At 69.7% G+C, this 19,286-nt stretch carries 10 protein-coding genes and 3 tRNA genes; all 13 read right to left on the bottom strand.

What is annotated here, in order from left to right; genetic code table 11:
* Nucleotides 1-9: 9 nt before the first annotated feature.
* Nucleotides 10-4,707 (bottom strand): SDR family NAD(P)-dependent oxidoreductase, encoded by a 4,698-nt coding sequence (locus ACRSCF_RS09665; RefSeq protein ID WP_244387950.1) that lies wholly within the window; start codon nt 4,705-4,707, stop codon nt 10-12.
* Nucleotides 4,707-10,061 carry a non-ribosomal peptide synthetase gene (locus ACRSCF_RS09660; protein ID WP_244387949.1) on the bottom strand — a complete coding sequence of 1,785 codons (5,355 nt, stop codon included), beginning with the start codon at nt 10,059-10,061 and terminating at the stop codon, nt 4,707-4,709. The genes ACRSCF_RS09665 and ACRSCF_RS09660 overlap by 1 nt, the downstream gene beginning before the upstream one ends.
* Nucleotides 10,062-10,081: 20 nt before the next feature.
* A complete protein-coding gene (locus ACRSCF_RS09655; RefSeq protein ID WP_016450666.1) occupies nt 10,082-11,071 on the bottom strand; it encodes a TauD/TfdA family dioxygenase in 990 nt (329 codons plus the stop codon).
* On the bottom strand, nt 11,068-11,757 hold the full coding sequence (locus tag ACRSCF_RS09650) for a 4'-phosphopantetheinyl transferase family protein (protein ID WP_016451432.1): 690 nt from the start codon (nt 11,755-11,757) through the stop codon (nt 11,068-11,070). Before ACRSCF_RS09650 ends, ACRSCF_RS09655 begins: the two co-directional genes overlap by 4 nt.
* A complete protein-coding gene (locus tag ACRSCF_RS09645) occupies nt 11,735-12,478 on the bottom strand; it encodes a thioesterase II family protein (protein ID WP_034363656.1) in 744 nt (247 codons plus the stop codon). The genes ACRSCF_RS09650 and ACRSCF_RS09645 overlap by 23 nt, the downstream gene beginning before the upstream one ends.
* 5 nt (nt 12,479-12,483) lie before the next feature.
* Nucleotides 12,484-12,765, bottom strand: a complete 282-nt coding sequence (locus ACRSCF_RS09640) for an MbtH family protein (RefSeq protein WP_034363732.1) — start codon at nt 12,763-12,765, stop codon at nt 12,484-12,486.
* A gap of 151 nt (nt 12,766-12,916) precedes the next feature.
* Nucleotides 12,917-13,441, bottom strand: a complete 525-nt coding sequence (locus tag ACRSCF_RS09635) for a sigma-70 family RNA polymerase sigma factor (protein WP_034363653.1) — start codon at nt 13,439-13,441, stop codon at nt 12,917-12,919.
* A gap of 730 nt (nt 13,442-14,171) precedes the next feature.
* A tRNA-Asp gene (locus tag ACRSCF_RS09630) sits at nt 14,172-14,248 on the bottom strand.
* A gap of 44 nt (nt 14,249-14,292) precedes the next feature.
* Nucleotides 14,293-14,368: transfer RNA gene (locus tag ACRSCF_RS09625), tRNA-Glu, on the bottom strand.
* Nucleotides 14,369-14,406: 38 nt separating this feature from the next.
* Nucleotides 14,407-14,482, bottom strand: a tRNA-Ala gene (locus ACRSCF_RS09620).
* Nucleotides 14,483-14,608: 126 nt separating this feature from the next.
* Nucleotides 14,609-14,944 carry a P-II family nitrogen regulator gene (locus ACRSCF_RS09615; RefSeq protein ID WP_016450797.1) on the bottom strand — a complete coding sequence of 112 codons (336 nt, stop codon included), beginning with the start codon at nt 14,942-14,944 and terminating at the stop codon, nt 14,609-14,611.
* Between the two features lie 16 nt (nt 14,945-14,960).
* Complete coding sequence (locus ACRSCF_RS09610) at nt 14,961-18,050, bottom strand: efflux RND transporter permease subunit (protein ID WP_244387948.1); 3,090 nt, start codon at nt 18,048-18,050, stop codon at nt 14,961-14,963.
* Nucleotides 18,051-18,054: 4 nt separating this feature from the next.
* The gene (locus tag ACRSCF_RS09605; RefSeq protein ID WP_016450795.1) at nt 18,055-19,272 is read right to left on the bottom strand and encodes an efflux RND transporter periplasmic adaptor subunit; all 1,218 of its coding nucleotides are present in this window, start codon (nt 19,270-19,272) and stop codon (nt 18,055-18,057) included.
* Between the last annotated feature and the right edge of the window lie 14 nt (nt 19,273-19,286).

Genomic DNA, 19,286 nt, shown 5'->3' with positions numbered 1-19,286 from the left:
GTGGTCTTCTCACGCAGATGCGAAGGCGGCAAGGGCATCGCCTTCATCGGTAACGGTGGCCTCGATCTCCTCGATCAGCCGGGTCTCCACCAGCACGGCCAGCTCGCCGACGGTGGGGGCCTTGAAGAAGGCCGCAGGGTGCAGCTCGACACCAAAGCGCTTTTTCACGCGGCCCAGGATCTGCAGGGCCAGCAGCGAGTCGCCGCCCAGCTCGAACAGGTTGTCGTCCACGCCCACCGGGGCAATGCCCAGCATGTCGGTCCACAGCGCGGCCAGGGCCTGCTGCAGTTCGCCTTCGGCCGCAACGTAGGCGGTCTGCAGCGCCGGGCGCGGATGGCCGCCACGGGCCTGCGATCCGTTGGCAGGTTCGGCGACGGCTTCGGTGGCAGGTTCTGCCAGCGCATCCACCAGCCCGGCATCGATCTCGCCCAGGCGCTGCTGCAGGTCGGTGGTGGAGATGACCACCTGGTGCGGCACATCGCCGTTGACGATGCGTTCGAACACCGCTGCCGCTTCTGCGCCGCTCCAGCCTATGCCCTCGGGAATGCGCATGCCGGCGGCCATGCCCAGGTCACGCCAGGCGTCCCAGTCCACGGAGATGACGGGCCAGGCGCGCTGGCGGCTGGCCAGTGCCGCCAATGCATCCATGCAGGCATTGGCGGCGGCGTAGTCGCTCTTGCCCAGGCCTGCGGTGAGGCTGGAGATGGACGAGCACAGCAGCACGAAGTCCGGCGCCTGCATGTCCTGCACGTCCTGCACGTCCTGCGTGCCCAGCGTGCCCAGCAGGTCCAGCAGCAGCCGGGTGCCGCGCAGCTTGGGGGCGAACGTGCGCTCCACGCTGTCCCGCGTGCGGGTGGACAGCATGCCGCTGTTGGCATGGCCTGCGGCATGGACCACGCCATGCAGCGTGCCAAAGCGCTGGTGCGCCTGCGCCAGCGCCGCCTGCATCTGCGCGGCGTCGGCCAAATCGGCCGCCAGGGTCAGCACCTGGGCGCCCTCGGCCTCCAGGGCCAGCAGCTGCAGCAGTTGCTGGCGCAGGGTGCTCGGCTGCCCGTCATCGGCGGCCAGCGCCTCCCATTGGCTGCGTGCTGGCAGCGCCGTGCGGCCCAGCAGCACCAGGCGGGCCTGCCAGTGCGCGGCCAGATGCCGGGCCAGCGCCAGGCCCACGCCGCCCAGGCCGCCCGTGATCAGGTACACGCCCTGCCTGCGCAGGCGCGGCGCCGCGGCGTCCTGCCATTGCAGGGGCTCGTAGGTCTTGCGCCAGCGGTGGGTACCGCGCAGGGCGATGGCCGTGTCGGCCGCGCGCAGCCCATGCGGCGCGCGGGCTTCGTCCAGCAGCTGGCGCGCCAGCCGGGCCTGCATTGCGGGCGAACCCGCCTGCACCACATCGACGAAACGGCAGTCGATGGACGGGCATTCCTGCCCTATCGCCTTGCACAGCGGAAAGACGGCGGCCATCTCGGGGTTCAGCGCTTCCGCTCCGGTCACATCTTCCGAACCGCCTGCGGCCACCAGCAGCAGCCGCCGTGTGCGCGGGCCTCCAGCGCCGTGCGCACGGGCCTCCAGCGCCTGCGCCAGGGCCAGCACGCTGTGAAAGCCGCGCTCCAGCGGCGCAGGGGCGGCCGCGTCCATGGCCCACAGGTGGTAGATGGCGCCCACGGGGCCGAACTGCGCCTGCACCGCATCGAGCAAGTCCTCGCAATCGCGGCGCTCGCCGGGGCGCACGGCATGCCGGCCCGGGGCCAGGCAGGCGGGGGCGGCGCCCGCTTCCACGCAGACCACATCGGCGCCCTGCGCGCGCAATGCGTGCACCAGGGCCTCGGCCGTGGCACTGCCGTCGCCAAACACCAGGGCCACCTGGGCTGCGGCGGCAGCGGTGCCTGCCGCCAACTGCAGAGGACTGCGCTGCCAGGCGGCTGCGTAGAACGGACCCGCAGTCGCCGAGGGACCTGCCGTGCCTGCCGCTTTCGGTGCATCGCCACCCTGCCCCGCCGCCTGCACCCAGAAGGAGCGGCGCTGGAAGGCATAGGTCGGCAACGGCACGCGCCGGCCTGGCCGCCCGCCCCGGCAGGCAGTCCAGTCGATGTCCACGCCCGCGCACCACAGTCCGGCAACGGCCTGCGCCAGCAGTTGCGCGCTGCGTGCGGTCTGCTGGGGATGGGCCTGGCTGGGCCAGATGCCGGCCGCCGTGGCGGCGCGCGCATGCTGGCGGGCCAGGGCGGCAAGGGCCTGGCCGGGGCCCACCTCCAGCAGCACGCGGCCCGGCACGCTCAGCAGCTCGTCCAGCCCGTCCGCAAAGCGCACGGTATGGCGCAGGTGGCGGGCCCAGTAGGCGGGGTTCATGGCCTGCTCGGCCGTGATGGGCTTGCCGGTCACGCTGGAGATGAAGGCCAGGCGCGGCGCATGCCGGGGCACGCTGGCCACCATCTGCTCCAGCTGCGCCAGCAGGGGCTCGGTCATGGCCGAGTGCGAGGCCACGGCAATGTGCAGCCGGCGGGCGGTGATGTCGCGCGCGCGCAGCGCCTCTTCGGCCGCCTCGATGGCGGCCAGCGGGCCGGACAGCACGCACAGGCGTTCGCCGTTGACGGCACCCAGGTCGCAGCCCGCATCCAGCAGCGATTGCAGCTCGGCCTCGGCCAGGGGCACCGAGGTCATGGCGCCCTGCGGCAGCGACTGCAGCAGGCGGCCGCGCGCCGCCACGATGCGCAGGGCATGCGGCAGTTCGAACACGCCGGCCAGGCAGGCCGCCACATACTCGCCCAGGCTGTGGCCCAGCATGGACACGGGCTGCACGCCGCGCGCCATCCACATCCGGGCCAGCGCATAGCCGATCACGAACAGTGCCGGCTGGGCCTTGTCCATGGCGGACAGCGCCGCGTCGGCCTCCACCTCTTCACCCGGGGCGGGGAACAGCCACTGGCGCAGGTCCCAGCCTGTTTCGGCCTGCAGCAGCTCGCAGCAGCGGTCCACCTCCTGCCGGAACACACCGCCGTCGCGGTACAGGTCCAGGCCCATGTTGGCGTGCTGCACGCCCCCGCCCGGGAAAAGAAAGGCCACGCCGGGCGGCTGTGCCGGCACCTCGGTGGCCTGGCCTGCCGACGCCGCCACCGCAGCAGCAGCAGAGAGGTGCAGGCCCTCCACCGCCATGCCCATGCCGTCGGCCACCACGGCACGGCGATGGCCGAAGGCGCGGCGGCCCTGCTGCAGGGTGTGGGCCACATCGTCCAGCGACAGGCCGCTGCCGGCCTGCTGCAGATGGGCAGCGAGGCGGCGCGCCGACTCATCCAGCGCACGGGGGCTGCGAGCGGACAGCGGCAGCACCTGCCAGCCCCGGGCTGCATCCGCCTGTGTAAGGGAAGGGGCGGCAGAGGTGGCAGGGGCGGCAGCAGCCTCCTGCAGCACCACATGGACATTGGTGCCGCCAATGCCGAAGGCGCTCACGCCCGCGCGGCGCGGTGTGGCCGCCTGGGGCCAGGGCCTGGCCACGGTGTTGACATGGAAGGGACTGCGCTCGAAGTCGATCTGCGGATGCGGCCGCTCGAAATGCAGGCTCGGCGGCAAGGTGGCATGCCGCAGCGAGAGCACCGCCTTGATCAGGCCCGTGACACCGGCGGCCGCATCGAGATGGCCGATATTGGTCTTCACCGAGCCGATGGCGCAGTAGCCCCTGCGCTGCGTGCTGGCGCGAAAGGCCTGGGTCAGCGCCGCGATCTCGATGGGGTCGCCCAGCGCCGTGCCCGTGCCATGGGCTTCCACATAGCCGATGGTGTCGGCCGGCACGTCCGCCAGGGCCTGCGCCGCGCGCACCACGGCGGCCTGGCCGTTGACGCCGGGCGCCGTGAAGCCCACCTTGTCTGCGCCATCGTTGTTGGCGGCGCTGGCCAGGATGACGGCGTGGATGGTGTCGCCGTCGCGCAGCGCATCGTCCAGGCGCTTGAGCACCACAATGCCCGCGCCGCTGCCCTGCAGCGTGCCTGCGGCCTGGGCATCGAAGGCGCGGCAATGCCCGTCCGGCGAGAAGATGGCGCCGGCCTGGTAGCGGTAGCCGCCGTTTTGCAGCAGGTTGAGCGAGACGCCCCCGGCCAGCGCCATGGCGCATTCATGGCCCAGCAGCGCCTGGCAGGCGGTGTGCACCGCCATCAGCGAGGTCGAGCAGGCCGTCTGCACGGTGACGGCCGGGCCGCGCAGGTCCAGCTTGTAGGCCACGCGCGTGGCCAGGGCATCGGCCATGTTGCCGCTCATCAGACCCAGCAGATCGGCGACCTGGGCGCCAGGGCCCGGCGCATGGCGGGGCAGCAGATGGCGCATCAGGTAGACGCTGGCGCCCGTGCCCGCATACACGCCGATGGCGCCGGGGTAGCGCCGTCCCTCGTAGCCCGCATGCTCCAGCGCCTGCCACGCGCATTCCAGGAAAAGGCGGTGCTGCGGGTCCAGCTGCTCGGCATCGCGCGGGGTGTAGCCGAAGAAGTCGGCATCGAAGAGGTCCATGCCGGCCAGCGGCACGCCGGCCTTCACGTAGCCGGCATCGTCCAGCAGGGCCTGGGGCACGCCCATGGCGCGCAGCTCATCGTCGCTGTAGCGCTTCACGGACTCGACGCCGTCACGGATGTTGGCCCAGAAGCGGTCGATGTCGTCGGCGCCCGGAAAGCGCCCGGCCATGCCGATGACGGCGATCTCCAGGCCGGTGGTTTCGGAGGAAGAAGACATCAGAGGGTCCTTTCGATGTGGCGCTTGCGCTGCAGCAGCGCCTCGCGGCGGCGCTGGGCCGCGTCCATGCCGTCCCGGGCGGCGGCCGCCTGCGCGGCGCCGTCGCCCTCGCCCTCGCTATCTGCGCCCTGCTCAATGCGTCGCGCCAGGGCCGATACCGTGGGGTGCTTGAAGAGATCGACCAGGGACAGCTCCCGGCCCAGCCGCGCCTCCAGCAGGCCATGCACGCGGATGAGCTGCAGCGAATGCCCGCCCAGGTCGAAGAAGTTGTCGCTGGCGCCTATGCGCTCCACGCCCAGCACCTGGGCCCAGAGGGCGGCAATGGTCTCGGCCACGCCGCCTTCGGGCGGCTCGTAGGCCTGGTGCTCCAGGGCCGGCAGGGTGGGCGCCTCGGGCAGCGCCTTGCGGTCCACCTTGCCGTTGGCGTTCAGCGGCAAGGCATCCAGCACGGTGATGGACGAGGGCAGCATGTAGTCGGGCAGGGCTGCGGCCAGCGCGCTGCGCAGCGCGGCCATGTCCAGGGTCTGCCCCTGCTGCACCGAGACAAAGGCGGCCAGCCGCGCGCCGTCGGCCGCCTGGCGGGCGACCACCACGGCCTCGCGCACGGCGGGGTGGGCCAGCAGTTGCGCCTCCACCTCGGCCAGCTCGATGCGAAAGCCGCGGATCTTCACCTGGTGGTCCACGCGGCCCAGGTAGTCGATCTGGCCGTCGCCGCGCCAGCGCACCAGGTCGCCCGTGCGGTACAGGCGCTCGCCCGTGCGGCTGGCGGGGTCGGCGACAAAGCGCTCGGCGCTCAGGCCCGGCCGCCGCCAGTAGCCGCGCGCCAGGCCCACACCGCCCAGATACAGCTCGCCGACCACGCCGCGCGGCACCTCGTTGAGCGCGGCATCCAGCACATGGGTACGCAGCCCGGCCACGGGGCGGCCTATGGGCACGGACAACGCGCCCTCGTCCCGGCAGTCCCACCAGGTGACCTCGATGGCCGCCTCTGTGGGACCGTAGAGATTGAGCAGGCGGGTGCCGGGGAAGGCCTGCAGCACGGCCGCCTGCAATTCGGCGGACAGGGCCTCGCCGCTGCAGATGATGCGCTGCAGCCCCTGGCAGGTGGCGGCCACCGGGTGCGCCATGAAGGCCTGCAGCATGGACGGCACGAAGTGGATGGTGTTGACCTGGTGGCGCGCTATCAGCTCGGCCAGGCGCCGGGGATCGCGGTGGTCGCCGGGGGCGGCCAGCGCCAGGCGTGCGCCGGTGGTCAGCGGCCAGAAGAATTCCCAGAAGGAGATGTCGAAGCCGAAGGGCGTTTTCTGCAGCACCGTGTCGCCCGGGCCCAGCGGCTGGTGCATCTGCCCCCACGCCAGGCGATTGCACAGCGAACGGTGGCGGTTGGCCGCGCCCTTGGGCCGGCCCGTGGAGCCCGAGGTGTAGATGACATAGACCAGGCTGTCGCCATGCAGGGCAACGGCCGGGTTGTGGGCCGGCATGTCCTGCAGCCGGGACGCCAGGCCCGGCACATCGACCCATTGGGCACTGCAGTTGGCCGGCAGGCGGTCACGCACCTGCGGCTGCACCAGCACCAGGGACACGCCGCTGTCCTCCAGCATGTAGGCGATGCGGTCGGCCGGGTGCTCGGGGTCGATGGGCACATAGGCCGCGCCGGCCTTCATGATGGCCAGCAGCCCCACGACCATCTCGATGGAGCGCTCCATGGCAATGCCCACCAGCACGCCGGGCCGCACGCCCGATGCAATCAGGTGATGCGCCAGCCGGTTGGCGCGCGCATTGAGTTCGGCGTAGCCCAGCGTGGCCTCGCCCAGGCACAGGGCCGGGGCATCGGGGCTGCGCGCCACCTGCTGCTCGAAGCGGCGGTGCACGATGTCGCCGCCGTGCAGGACCTGGTCATTGCAGCTCCAGGCCGCCAGTTGCTGGCGTTCTTCGGGACCCAGCAGCGGCACCTCGTCCACGGCACATTGGGGCTGGTGCGCCAGTGCCTCCAGCATGGCCGCATAGTGGGCGGCCAGGCGCTGCATGCTGCCCGGCTCGAACAGCTCGCGGGCATAGACCAGGCTGATGCCCAGGCTGCCATCGGAGCGCTCGCGCACTTCCACGGTCAGCTCGAACTGCGCATCTGCGGCCGCCAGCGGCCGGCCGGCCACCGTCCAGCCCGGCACCTGCTGCAGCGCGTGCCAGTCCTCCACCAGATGATTGAACAGCACCTGGAACAAGGGGCTGTGCGCCAGGCTGCGCTGCGGCTGCAGCGCCTCCACCAGTTGCTCGAACGGCAGCGCGTGGTGGGCCTGCGCGCCCTGCGCCGCCTCGCGGGCCTGCTGCAGCACGTCGGCCAGGCGCATGCGCCCGTCGATGCGGTTGCGCAGCACCAGGGTGTTGACGAAAAAGCCGACCACGCCCTGCAGGTCGGCATGCGCGCGGTTGGCCACGGGCACGCCGACGCGGATGTCCTCCTGGCCCGTGTAGCGGTACAGCAGTGCCTGCCATCCTGCCAGCAGCAGCGTGAAGAGCGTGTCTGCCTGCTGGCGGGCCTGCGCGCGCAGTGCCTGCAAGGTCGCGCCGGGCAGCTCGAAGCCGTGCCGTCCCGCCCGATAGCGTGCCAGCGCCTGGCGCGGATGGTCGGTGGGCAGGGCCAGCACAGGCTGGGCCTCGCCTGGGGGCACCTGCAACCGTTCCAGCCAGTAGGCCAGCGAGGCCTGCTGGCCTTGCTGGGCCTGTTGAGCCTGCTCCCGCTGCCAGACGGCGTAGTCCACGTACTGCAGCGCCGGGCCGCTGTCCGGGGCGCCGGCATACAGCGCCGCCAGATCGTCCAGCAGGATCTGCATGGAGGCGCCGTCGGAGACGATGTGGTGCATCACCAGCGCCAGGATGTGCTCATGGGCCTGCAGCCGCACCAGGGCAGCCCTGGCCAGCGGCCCCTGCTGCAGATCAAAGGGCTGGGCGCACAGCGCCTGCAGCCATTGGGCGGCGTGCTCCTCGCGCTGCGCGGGCTTGCCCTGCGCGGCCTGCGCGGCATCCAGCCACTGCAGCTCCAGCCTGCCCTGGGGGTCCAGGCGCTGCTCGACCTCCCCATCGGGCCGGGCGTTGAATACCGTGCGCAGCGAACCGTGCCGTTCGGCCAGGCCCTGCACGGCCGCACGCAGGGCGCCTGCATCCAGCGGCCCGGTGATGCGCAGGGCGCCCTGCACGTGGTAGGCCGTGCTGCGCGTATCCATCTTCCAGAGAAACCATTGGCGCTGCTGGGCCGGCGTCAGCGGCAGGGGCATGGCGCGGCGGGCCTCGGCCAGCGGGGCAATGCGCTGCAGCGCCATGCCCGGCTGGCGCTGTTGGCACAGCCGGTCGATGTCCTGCGCCTGGTCGCGCAGCCGCGGGTGCTCGAAGACCCGCCCGGCCGGATACTCCAGGGACCATTGCCGGCAGATGCGCGCAGCCAGCCGCACGGCGGCCAGGGAGTTGCCGCCTTGCGCGAAGAAGTTGGCCTCGCCGGCCGGCCCGGGCTGCGCATCGCCACCGAGCACCTCGCGCCACAGGCCGGCCAGCGTGCTTGTGGTGGGATCTGCCGCGCCCGCCTCCTGCGGTGCCTGGCTGCCGCCGCCCGCGAAGCGGCCCGACTCGAACACCGCCCAGGCATCCAGCGTGCGCGCGGACCAGCCTTGGCGGCAGGCTGCGCGCTGCAGCTTGCCGCTGGAGGTGCGGGGCAAGGCGCCGGGGTTGAGCAGCACGATCACCCGGGGTGCCTCGCCGCACTGCGCGCCCACGGCGGTGCTCAGTGCATCGACCAGGGCCTGGGCCGGCACCAGCTTTTGCATGCCGAACGAGACTTCGGCAGCGATACCTATGCCCTCCCGGCCATCGATGTCCACCGCAAACGCGGCCACGCGCCCCTTGCGCACGGCTTCGACCTCGGCCTCGACCACGCGCTCGATGTCCTGCGGGTAGAGGTTGTGCCCGCGCACGATGATCAGGTCCTTGATGCGGCCCGCCACATGGACCTGCCCAGCATGCACGAAGCCCAGGTCGCCCGTGCGCAGCCAGCGCCGGCCTGCATGCTCGACAAAGGCCTGCTGCGTTTGCTGCGGCTTGCCCCAGTAGCCCTGGCTGATGCTGGGGCCGTGCGCCCAGATCTCGCCCACGCGGCCGGGCTCCAGCACCTGCAGGCTGTGCGGATCGACGATGGCCACCGCATGGCCGGGAACGGCGGGGCCGCAGCCCACCAGCGCGGTGGTCTGCGAGGCGCCGGGGCTTTCCTCGGCCCGGCCCTGGCCCAGGGCCTCGGTATCGAAGGACGTGATCGTGGCGCCTGCGCCGCAACTGCCGCCGGTGATGAACAGGGTGGCTTCGGCCAGGCCGTAGCAGGCATAGGCCGCGTCGGGCCGCAGGCCGCAGGCGGCAAAGCGCTGCGCGAAGGCCGTGACGGTGTCGGCACGCACGGGTTCGGCGCCGGTGTAGGCCAGCCGCCAGCTCGACAGGTCCAGCTGCACCAGCTGCGACGGCTTGATGCGCTCCATGCACATGCGGTAGGCGAAGTCGGGGCCGCCGCTGATGGTGGCGCGGTGGCGCGAGATCAGCTCCAGCCAGCGCACAGGGCTTTCCAGGAAGAGGCGCGGCGAGGTCAGCACCAGCGGCAGGCCGCTGTACAGGGGCTGCAGCAGGCCGCCGATCAGGCCCATGTCGTGGTACAGCGGCGCCCAGGACATGAAGCGGTCGCCCGCGCCGATGTCCATGCGCTGCTGGATGGCGGCCTCGTTGGCGATGAGGTTGCCGTGGCTGACCATCACGCCCTTGGGCGCCGAGGTGGAGCCCGAGGTGTATTGCAGAAAGGCGATGTCGTCGGCAGCCGGCGCATGGGGCCGCCAGGCCTCGGCATCGGCCAGGTCCACCTGGTCGGCGGCCACGGCGGCAATGCCGGCAAAGCGCGCATCGGCGCCGGGCAGGGCCTGCATCACTTCGGCCGTGCTGATCACGCAGGCCGCATCCGCGTCGCCCACGATGCCCAGCAGCCGCTCCAGGTGCTGCACGCGCAGCGATTCCAGCGGCGGCACCGGCACGGCGACCACGCCCGCGTAGAAGCAGGCCAGCATGCTGGCGGCGTAGTGCTCGTCGTTGTCCATCATCACCAGGGCGCGCGCGCCCACGGGGCACAGCTGCTGCAGCCGGGCGGCCAGCGCGCGCACGCGGCGGTCGAACTCGCCATAGCTGTGGCTGCGCTCGACCACGCGGCCGTCCTGCACGGCGGCCACGGTGAGCCAGATGTCGTCGGGCCGCTGCTGCGCCAGTCCCCTCAGATGCTCGACCAGGCTGGCCGGCGCCTGGCCTGCTGCCGCGATTGCACTTTGTCCACTCAGCATGTCAGCTGCCTCCCGGGTTCTCAGAAACGGTCCAGATTGCTGCGCGGCTCGGCCATGGCGACGATGACCTTGCGCGGCCCCTTGAAGGGCGAGCGCGCATGGGCCACGAGCATGTTGTCCAGCATCAGCACGTCGCCCTGCTCCCAGGGGAAGCTGACGGTCTCGGCGTCCAGCGCGGCGCGCACCTCGGCGAAGATGTCGTCGCCGATGGTGGAGCCGTCGGCGAAGAAGGTGTTGCGCGGCAGGTTCTCGATGCCGTAGACCTCCTCCAGCACCTCGCGCTCCTCGGGCTCGCGCGCCGAGATGTGGAACAGGTGGGCCTGGTTGAACCAGACCATCTCGCCCGTGACGGGGTGGCTTTCCATGGCCTGGCAGAGCTGGCGCGTGCGCAGGCCGTCGTCCTCCTTCCACTCCCAGTCCATGCGCGCATGGCGGCAGAAGGCCTCGACCTCGGCGCGGCTTTCGGTGTTGAAGACCTTCTGCCAGGGCACGTCCATCTCACCGAAGTTGCGCACGTAGAGGATGCCGGGCTCGAACAGCTCGCGGATGCGCGCCGGAATGCGGCGGTAGACCGCACGGCTGTCGGCAATCGGCGTCTCGCCGCCCTCGGGCGATGCGGTGACGCAGTGGAACCAGATCTTCATGGGCCACTCGCGCGTGTAGGCCTGCTCGTTGTGCAGCGGAATGCTCTGGTGGGCCGGGTATTCGGTGGAGGTGTAGACGCCCGCGCCGCTGGAGGCCTCGACCGCGCTGCGCGGCGTGGAGGCGAATTCGTACTTGAGCAGCGGATGGCCGAAGGCCGAGGCGAAGCGCTGGAAGGTCTCCACATCGGGCACGCCAAAGCCGCGCAGCAGCACGCCGCCCGTGGTCAGCAGGGCTTCGTCGATGTCGCGGCGCAGCGGCGGCAGCGCGGCCAGCAGGTCCTGGCCCGGCTGGGCGGGCGTGATGAGCTGGGGAAGCAGCGAGCCCGCGGGGGCCTTGCGCTCGAAGCGCTGGAGGGTTTCGTTCATGTCGATTCCTTGGTGCGCCACGCAAGAGCTGCCGCGTAGCCCGGCGGCGCTGGAAGCGCCATCGCTTGAAAACGGTTCCATTCGGGAACGGCGCAGGCAATGCCCAGCCGGCCGTCCCCCGCAGGGCTGATGCCAATGGAGCGCAGGTGCTCGGCCACGCCAATGCCGATGGCCTTGAGCACGGCCTCCTTGCCCACCCAGCGCTGGTAGAAGGCCGCCAGCCGATCAGGCGCACGGCGCACGCTGGCGCGTTCCTGGTCGGTGCAGACGGCGTCGAGCATGACCTCGGCATCGAGGTCGGGCTTGTGCTGCTCTATGTCCACGCCCAGGTGCAGCACGCCACCGGGGTCGGCCAGCGCGATCAGCGCATGGCCGCCCGAATGCGAGACGTTGAACACAGGCGCCCTGTGCGGCTCGTCATCCACGAAGGGCTTGCCGTGCGTGCCGATGGCCAGCGGCACATCGGCCGGGCAGCAGCCCAGCCTGCGCCCCAGCAGCCGCCGCGTGGCAGCGCGCGTCTGTGCGAAGCGCAGCCGGTCGGCGGCCCGCACGAAGCGCGCGGCGCGACCGCGCTCCTCGGGGGTCAGGTGCGGCAGGCTGTCGCTCAGTTCGGCCGACAGGTCCAGGTCCAGCCTGAAGACCTCGATGCCCTGGCTCATGGCCTCACGCACGGACACGAGCTGCATGGATTTCCCCCTGGAGTGACTGGGACCCGGCCAGGCGCTGCGCCAGCACGGCCAGCACATCGCCTTCGCGCTGCCTGATGAAGAAATGCCCGCCCTCGAACCAGTCCAGCGTGAAGGCCCCGGCGGCCTCCTGCGACCAGGCCTGGACGCGGGGCGCCTCGATGTCGTCCTGCCGCCCCGCAAAGACGTGCACCGGCAGCGGCAGGCCCGCAGCGGGCACATGGCCGAAGCTCTCGCAGACTCGGTAGTCGGAGCCCAGCACATCCAGCGTGATGCGCATGAGCTCGGGGCTGGCAAACACCTCTTCGGGCGTGCCGCCCTGCCTGCGCAGATCGGCAATCAGCGCCGCATCGTCGCCCTTGCCCGCAAAGCGCTCGGGATCGCGGCAGGCCGGTGCCGGGCTGCCCGAGGCAACCAGGGCCAGCGGCAGCTCCCTGCCCTGCTCGCGCAACTGCCGCGCCATGCCGAAGGCCAGCAGCGCGCCCATGCTGTGGCCCAGCAGCGCAAAGCGGCCGCGCATGGCCTGGCGCTGCTCGGCGCACAGCAGCGAGACCAGCTGCCCGAAGTCCTCGACCGCAGGCTCGCCCAGCCGGCTGCCCCGCCCCGGCAGCTCCACGGGCGCAATGCGGATCCAGTGGGGCAGCAGCCTGCGCCAGCGCAGGTACATGGTGGCGCTGGCGCCTGCGCACGGCAGGCACAGCAGGGTCAGCGGCGCGTGCATGCGCGTCAGCCCGCTGCGGTTTCGGTATCGGTATCGGCCTTGTGCAGCGCGGCGCCGGCACCCGCCTGTTCCTGCTGCTGCATCCACACGCGCAGCGACTTGGGCCGCATGTCGGTCCAGGTGGCGTCCACGTAGTCGAGCACGGTTTTCTTGTCGCCCTTCACGCCCTCCACGGCGGTCCAGCCGCCGGGCACGGCCTTCCAGTGCGGCCAGATGGAATACTGTTCCTCGTGGTTGACCAGAACGATGAAGGTTTCGTCTTCGCGGTCGAAGCAGCTTGTAGACATGCAGGCGTCCTTAATGCGGTTGAACATCGGTGAGGCCAGTACGGGATCGCGGCGACCCGGTACTGCGCCTCTGTTGAACATGACGTTCCGAACCCGAAACTGTTCACGCCGCGTGCGCGCCGGTTCCGGGTCGTGCGCCGGGCTGCACCGTTCAATGGTGGTCCAGCAGCGAGCGGTGGACATGGATGGCCTTGCAGGCGTCGGCAATCCTGGCGTTCACCAGGCCCAGCGCGCACTCCATGTGCTCGGCGATCTGGCGCTGCGTGAGTCCCTTGATGCGGTACAGCTCGAAGGTCTCGCGGGTCTTGGGCGGCACCTCGTCCAGGGCCTGGTCGATCAGGCGTATGGCCTGGGACTCGAACAAAAGGCGCTCGGGCGAGCGGCTGTCCGGTATCTCCAGCGTCTCCACATCCACGCCGTGGGTGCGGTAGGTGTTCTCGCGCTCCTGGCGGCGCAGGTAGTCCAGCGCCATGTTGCAGACGGCGCGCGTCCAGTAGGCGGCGGGCCTGGCGATCTCGGCATCGCTGCGCATTTCGGCAACGCGCAGATAGGTGTCCTGCACGGCCTCGTCGGCCAGTTCGGGATTCCTGAGAATTCTTCGCGCGACCCTCACCAACTGTCCACGCGAAGCAATGAAGACCTCTTCCAGCGAAGAATGTGTGTGATTCAAGGACACGATGCAGTTCCTCTCGCAAGCTAGGCAAGAACATCAAGGGGAAATGTCGACCGCAGGTCGATGGACGGCCGGCGTGCCGCCCGTGCAATAGGGCGGAGCGGGCCTCGGCACAGGCGGCAAGCGGCGGCACAACCGCTGACCGCAGGGCATCAGTGCGCGCCGATGCGCATCGGCGTGACTTGGGAGGCAGGCCTAGATCGGGCCTAGATCGGCCTCATGACGGCCTCAGGGCGGCGGCCGCCCTCGCCGGATCCATGCGTCCTGCAACAGGATCGGCAAGGGCTGTGCAGCCTTGCAGACGTGCTGAAACTTGAACCGGGACCATGGCATTCAGTGGCGCTCCTTTGACGTTTTCCAACATTGAAATGAGAAGCATTACCAGTTCCGGCGACAGGACCGGGCCTGGAATGGCTGCTCACACCTGCCTGGAAGACGTCCCGCCAGTGCAAACGGAGACACGGCTATCGGCTGTGGAAAATCGGCAGGCATCGCCTATGGCGCATCGCATCACCATGGCTTTCCCTCGCCGTGGATGATGGGCCTGGATCATGACGGACTGGTGATGCCCGATACATCGGGATGGAAGCAGGAACTGCCTGCAGCGCAGGCCCCTGCCATCGCACTGGGCAGGCCCCATCGAGACGCGGCCCGCAGCGAAACTGCAGACGAAAAAAAGCCACCTTGCGGTGGCTTCTTGTCTGCGCAAACGCGGTGGTTTGCACAAGGAATCTGGCGGAGTGGACGGGACTCGAACCCGCGACCCCCGGCGTGACAGGCCGGTATTCTAACCAACTGAACTACCACTCCTGGCAGACAGCTTTTGCGCTCTTGCGAGCCAAGTGCTGCAAACTTGGCGACCCTACGGGGATTCGAACCCCGGTACTCACCGTGAAAGGGTGATGTCCTAGGCCTCTAGACGATAGGGTCAATCCTAGAACTTGCGTAAATACTCAAGTCTCAATTTTTGGTGGAGGTAAACGGGATCGAACCGATGACCTCTTGCATGCCATGCAAGCGCTCTCCCAGCTGAGCTATACCCCCTTGCTGCAACGTTGCACTGCTTCGTTGCTGCGATTCAAAAATTGTAGCACAGCGTTTTTGGGGCAATTCCGGAATGCATGACTTTTTTATGTCGCCCTGCATTCCGGCGCCCTGCTGCAGCCCGGGTCAGGCCAGGCTTTGCCCGTCGCGTATGCGGTGGATCTCGGCGATGTCCACCACCCAGACCAGGCCGTCGCCGACCTGGCCCGAGTGACAGGCCGAGGTGATGGCCGCGCGGATGGGCTCGACCATGGATGCCTCGGCCAGCACGCAGACCATGATCTTGTCGGAGAAGTCGGTCAACTCCTCCTTCACGCTGCGCTTGTCGATGGCGGCCGGGGCCGTGAAGCCCTCGGCACGGAACAGCGTCACGCCGGGGAAGTTGGGAATGGCGCGCAGCGCGTCGCGCAGGCGCTCCAGGCGGCTGGGGCGCACGATGGCCCGGATTTCCTTCATGGTCATTGCAGTGTCTCCTTCATCAGGCTTCCAGCGGTTTTTCGTCAAACCAGCGGTACAGGGTCGGCAACACCACCAGCGTGAGCAGGGTGGACGAGATCAGGCCACCGATCACCACGATGGCCAGCGGGCGTTGCACCTCCGAGCCGGGGCCGGTGGCGAACAGGAAGGGCACCAGGCCCAGCAGCGCGACGGTGGCCGTCATCATCACGGGGCGGAAGCGCTGCACGCAGCCTTCGCGCACGGCCTCGGCCACGTTCATGCCATCTTCGCGCAGCTTGCGGATGCAGGAGACCAGCACCACGCCGTTGAGCACCGCAATGCCCCACAGCGCGATGAAGCCCACCGACGCCGGCACGCTCACGTATTCGCCCGTGACGAACAGGCCTATCAGTCCCCCGATGGAGGCGAAGGGCAGCACCAGGATGATCAGCCCGGCCAGCTTGACCGAGTTGAACAGCAGGAACAGCAGGAAGAAGATGGCCACGATGGTCAGCGGCACGATGATCTGCAGCGTGCCCATGGCGCGCTCCATGTTCTCGAACTGGCCACCGTACTTGAAGTAGTAGCCATCGGGCAACTGCACTTCACTGTCGATGCGCTGCTGCACTTCGGTCACGAAGCCGCCCAGGTCGCGCCCTTCCACGTTGGCTCCCACCACCACGCGGCGCTTGCCGCCTTCGCGGCTGATCTGCGCGGGGCCGTCCACCAGCTCGATGCGGGCCACGCTGCTCAGCGGCACCTGGGCGCCCGTGGCCGTGGTCAGCAAGGTGGCGCCGATGGCGGCGGGCGAGCCGCGGAACGGCTCGGGGAAGCGAACCACCACGTTGTAGCGGCGCTCGCCCTCGTAGACCGTGGTCACTTCCTTGCCGCCGATGGCCGACTCGATCACGCCCTGCACGTCGGTGACGTTCAGGCCGTGGCGGGCGATCGCCTTGCGGTCGATATCCACGGTCAGCGCCTGCTGGCCTGACAGGCGCTCGACGCGGATGTCCGTGCTGCCCGGCACGCTCTTGAGGATGCGTGCGACCTGCTCGGACACGTCGCGCAGCTCGCTCAGCTCGTCGCCGAAGACCTTGATGGCCAGTTGCGAGCGCACGCCCGTGACCATTTCGTCCACGCGCTCGGAGATCGGCTGGGACAGCACGATCTGCACGCCCGGGATCGAGGACAGGCGCTGGCGGATGTCTTCGTCGATCTCATCCTGGGTGCGGTCGGACTCGGGGTCCAGCAGCACGATGGGGTCGGACTCGTTGGGGCCTGCGGGATCGGCCGGCGATTCGCCGCGTCCGAGCTTGGAGACCACGCTGAGCACGCCGGGCACTTCGGCCACGGACTTCATCGCCGCCATTTCCATGCGGATGGACTCGTCCAGCGAGATGCTGGGCACGCGGTTGATCTGCGGCGTCAGCGCCCCCTCCTTCATGGTGGGCATGAAGGACTTGCCCAGCAGCGGGAACAGTCCCAGCGAGCCCAGCAGCAGCGCCACGGCCACGGCCAGCGTGGCGCGGTTGCGCGCAGTGGCCAGGTCCAGCAGGCGCAGGTAGTGGCGCTTGAGGAAGGCGATCAGGCGCGTGTCATGGTCCGCGCCGCCCTTGAGGAAGTACGAGCACAGCACGGGCGACAGGAACAGCGACACGGCCAGCGAGACGGCCAGCGAGATCGCGATGGTCAGCGCCAGCGGGCCGAACATCTTGCCTTCGATGCCTTGCAGCGTCATCAGCGGCAGGAACACCAGGATGATGATGGCGATGCCGAAGATGGTGGGCGTGGCCACCTCGGTGGTGGCCGACAGCACGGTGCGCACGCGTGCGCCCATGCTGTCGCCGGCCTGGCCGAGCTTGTGGAACACGTTCTCCACCACCACCACGGTGGCATCGACCATGAGGCCGATGGCGATCGCCAGCCCCCCCAGCGACATGAGGTTGGCCGAGATGCCCCAGCGGTTCATCATGATGAAGGTGGTCAGCGGCGTGATGATCAGCGTGGCCACCACGATCAGGCTGGAGCGCACGTCACCCAGGAAGATGAAGAGCACCACGACCACGAGCAGGATGCCCTCGATCAGCACCTTGCCCACGGTCCACAGCGCCGAGTCGACCAGATCGGTACGGTCGTAGTAGGGAACGATCTGCAGGCCGCCGGGGAGCATGCCCTTGGAGTTGATCTCCTGCACGCGCTCCTTCACGCGGGTGACCACCTCCTTGGCATTGCCGCCGCGCATCATCAGCACGATGCCGGAGACGCCTTCGGTATAGCCGCCCTTGATGATGGCGCCCTGGCGCACTTCCTGGCCCAGCTGGACCTCAGCCACATCGCGCACGAAGACCGGCACGCCGCCTTCCTGCTTGAGAACGATGTTGCCGATGTCATCCAGCGACTGGACCAGGCCCACGGCGCGGATCAGGTACTGCTCGGTGACCTGGGGCAGGATGCCGCCGCTGGCATTGGCGTTGTTGTCGGCGATGGCCTGGACCACATGGCGCACGGACAGGCCGTAGTGGCGCAGCCGGCCGGGATCGACCTCCACCTGGTACTGCTTGACGTAGCCGCCCTGCGAGTTGATTTCGGCCACGCCGGGAATGGAGCGCAGCAGCGGGCGCGCCACCCAGTCCTGGATGGTGCGGCGCTCGGTCAGCTCCTCGGGCGTGAGGGCCCGCTTGCCGTCGTTGGGATGGTCCAGCGTGTACTGGTAGACCTCGCCCAGGCCCGTGGACACCGGCCCCAGCACGGGGATGATGCCTGCGGGCATGCGCGGCGTGACCTCCATCAGCCGCTCGGTGACGAGCTGGCGAGCAAAGTACACGTCGGTGGCATCGGTGAAGACCAGGGTGATGATGGACAGGCCGCTCTTGTTGAGCGAGCGCATCTCCACCAGGCCCGGCATGCCGGTCATGGCGATTTCCAGCGGCACGGTCACGAAGCGCTCGATTTCCTCGGGCGAACGGCCTGGCGCCTCGGTGGCCACCTGGACCTGGACGTTGGTCACGTCAGGAAAGGCATCCACCGACAGATTCATGGCGGCGCGCAGGCCGAAGCCGCACAGCACCAGCGAGAGCACGATCACGATGAGCCGCTGGCTCAGTGCGGCCCGGATCATGGAAGCGATCATGGGCTTACTCCAGCTCTGCGCGCTTGCGCTCGTTGTTCAGGTGGAAGGCTCCCGTGGTGACGATGACCGTGCCATCGGCCACGCCCTTGTTCACGGGGCGCATGCCGCCGCTGGCGGTGCCCAGCTCGACGGGCGTGAGGCGGTAGTGGTTCTCGCCCTTCTTGACGAAGACATGGTCGCGGTCGTTCTCGCGCACAACGGCCTCGGCCGGCACGGCCAGCAGCTGGCGCACCTCGCCCTGGATGCGCATGGTGGCCAGCATCTGGGGCTTGAGGTCGCGCTCGGGGTTGTCCACCTGGGTGCGGATGGTGACGGTGCGGGTCTCGGGCGTGACGGTGTCGCCCACATGCACGATCTGGCCCGACAGCACCCGCTCGCCCAGGGCGGGCACGGCGATCTCCACGGCCTGGCCGGCACGCACGCCGCTGGCCATCTGCTCGGGGATCGCGCCCACCACCCAGACGCTGCTCAGGTCGGCCACGGTGAACAGCGGATCGCCGGGCTGGGTCACCTGGCCGGAGCTGACCTTGCGCTCGATCACCACGCCGGCCCCTGTGGACAGCACGGCCGCATGCGACTGCAGCGTGCCCTTGTCGCGCAGCTGGGCGATGGCGCTGTCGGGAATGCCGATCAGGCGCAACTGGTCGCCGGCAGCGCGCTGCTCGGCGCGCGCAATCGACAGCTCGGACTCGCGGCGCTGCAGCTCGGCCGAGCCGATGACGTCGGCGGCTATCAGCTGGCGCGCGCGCTCCACGCCGCGCTCGGCCAGCGTGGCGGCGGAGTGTGCACGCAGATAGGCCAGCTGGGCGGTGGTCAGCTCGGGGCTGGCCACGCGGGCCAGCACCTGGCCCGCGCGCACGCGGTCGCCCACTTCGACCAGCACTTCGGTCACGCGTCCCGTGGCGGCCGCGCCAATGCGGGTGACCTGGCGCTCATTGGCCTCGATGCGGCCGGACACCTCCTGCAGCAGCGCGATCTGCGCCTGCGCCACGGGCTTGACGGCGAAGTTGGGCGCCATCTCGGCGGTGACGCGGACCTCCATCGGGTCCTGCTCCTGCGCAGCGGCCGCTGCGGGCGCCGCCTTGGCTTCGGCCTCTTCGTTCTTGCCGCAGGCGCTCAGCGCCAGCGTTGCGGCCAGCAGGCCGGCCAGGGCCAGGGAGTTCACCAAGGTGCTGCTGCCTGCGCGGGCGGCGATGGGTTGCGGATGCATATTCAAGGACATGTTCGTTTCTGATT

The organism is Delftia sp. 11MD (assembly GCF_050907895.1).
GTDB lineage: Bacteria > Pseudomonadota > Gammaproteobacteria > Burkholderiales > Burkholderiaceae_C > Comamonas > Comamonas tsuruhatensis.
Note: the sequence above shows the minus strand (reverse complement) of the source record. Positions and strands in the feature narration are given on the sequence as shown.

What these genes read in the sequence shown, in the direction of transcription:
- ACRSCF_RS09665 (WP_244387950.1), bottom strand. Translation starts at nt 4,707, where the DNA reads ATGTCTTCTTCCTCCGAAACCACCGGCCTGGAGATCGCCGTCATCGGC.
- ACRSCF_RS09660 (WP_244387949.1), bottom strand. Translation starts at nt 10,061, where the DNA reads ATGCTGAGTGGACAAAGTGCAATCGCGGCAGCAGGCCAGGCGCCGGCC.
- ACRSCF_RS09655 (WP_016450666.1), bottom strand. Translation starts at nt 11,071, where the DNA reads ATGAACGAAACCCTCCAGCGCTTCGAGCGCAAGGCCCCCGCGGGCTCG.
- ACRSCF_RS09650 (WP_016451432.1), bottom strand. Translation starts at nt 11,757, where the DNA reads ATGCAGCTCGTGTCCGTGCGTGAGGCCATGAGCCAGGGCATCGAGGTC.
- ACRSCF_RS09645 (WP_034363656.1), bottom strand. Translation starts at nt 12,478, where the DNA reads ATGCACGCGCCGCTGACCCTGCTGTGCCTGCCGTGCGCAGGCGCCAGC.
- ACRSCF_RS09640 (WP_034363732.1), bottom strand. Translation starts at nt 12,765, where the DNA reads ATGTCTACAAGCTGCTTCGACCGCGAAGACGAAACCTTCATCGTTCTG.
- ACRSCF_RS09615 (WP_016450797.1), bottom strand. Translation starts at nt 14,944, where the DNA reads ATGACCATGAAGGAAATCCGGGCCATCGTGCGCCCCAGCCGCCTGGAG.
- ACRSCF_RS09610 (WP_244387948.1), bottom strand. Translation starts at nt 18,050, where the DNA reads ATGATCGCTTCCATGATCCGGGCCGCACTGAGCCAGCGGCTCATCGTG.
- ACRSCF_RS09605 (WP_016450795.1), bottom strand. Translation starts at nt 19,272, where the DNA reads ATGTCCTTGAATATGCATCCGCAACCCATCGCCGCCCGCGCAGGCAGC.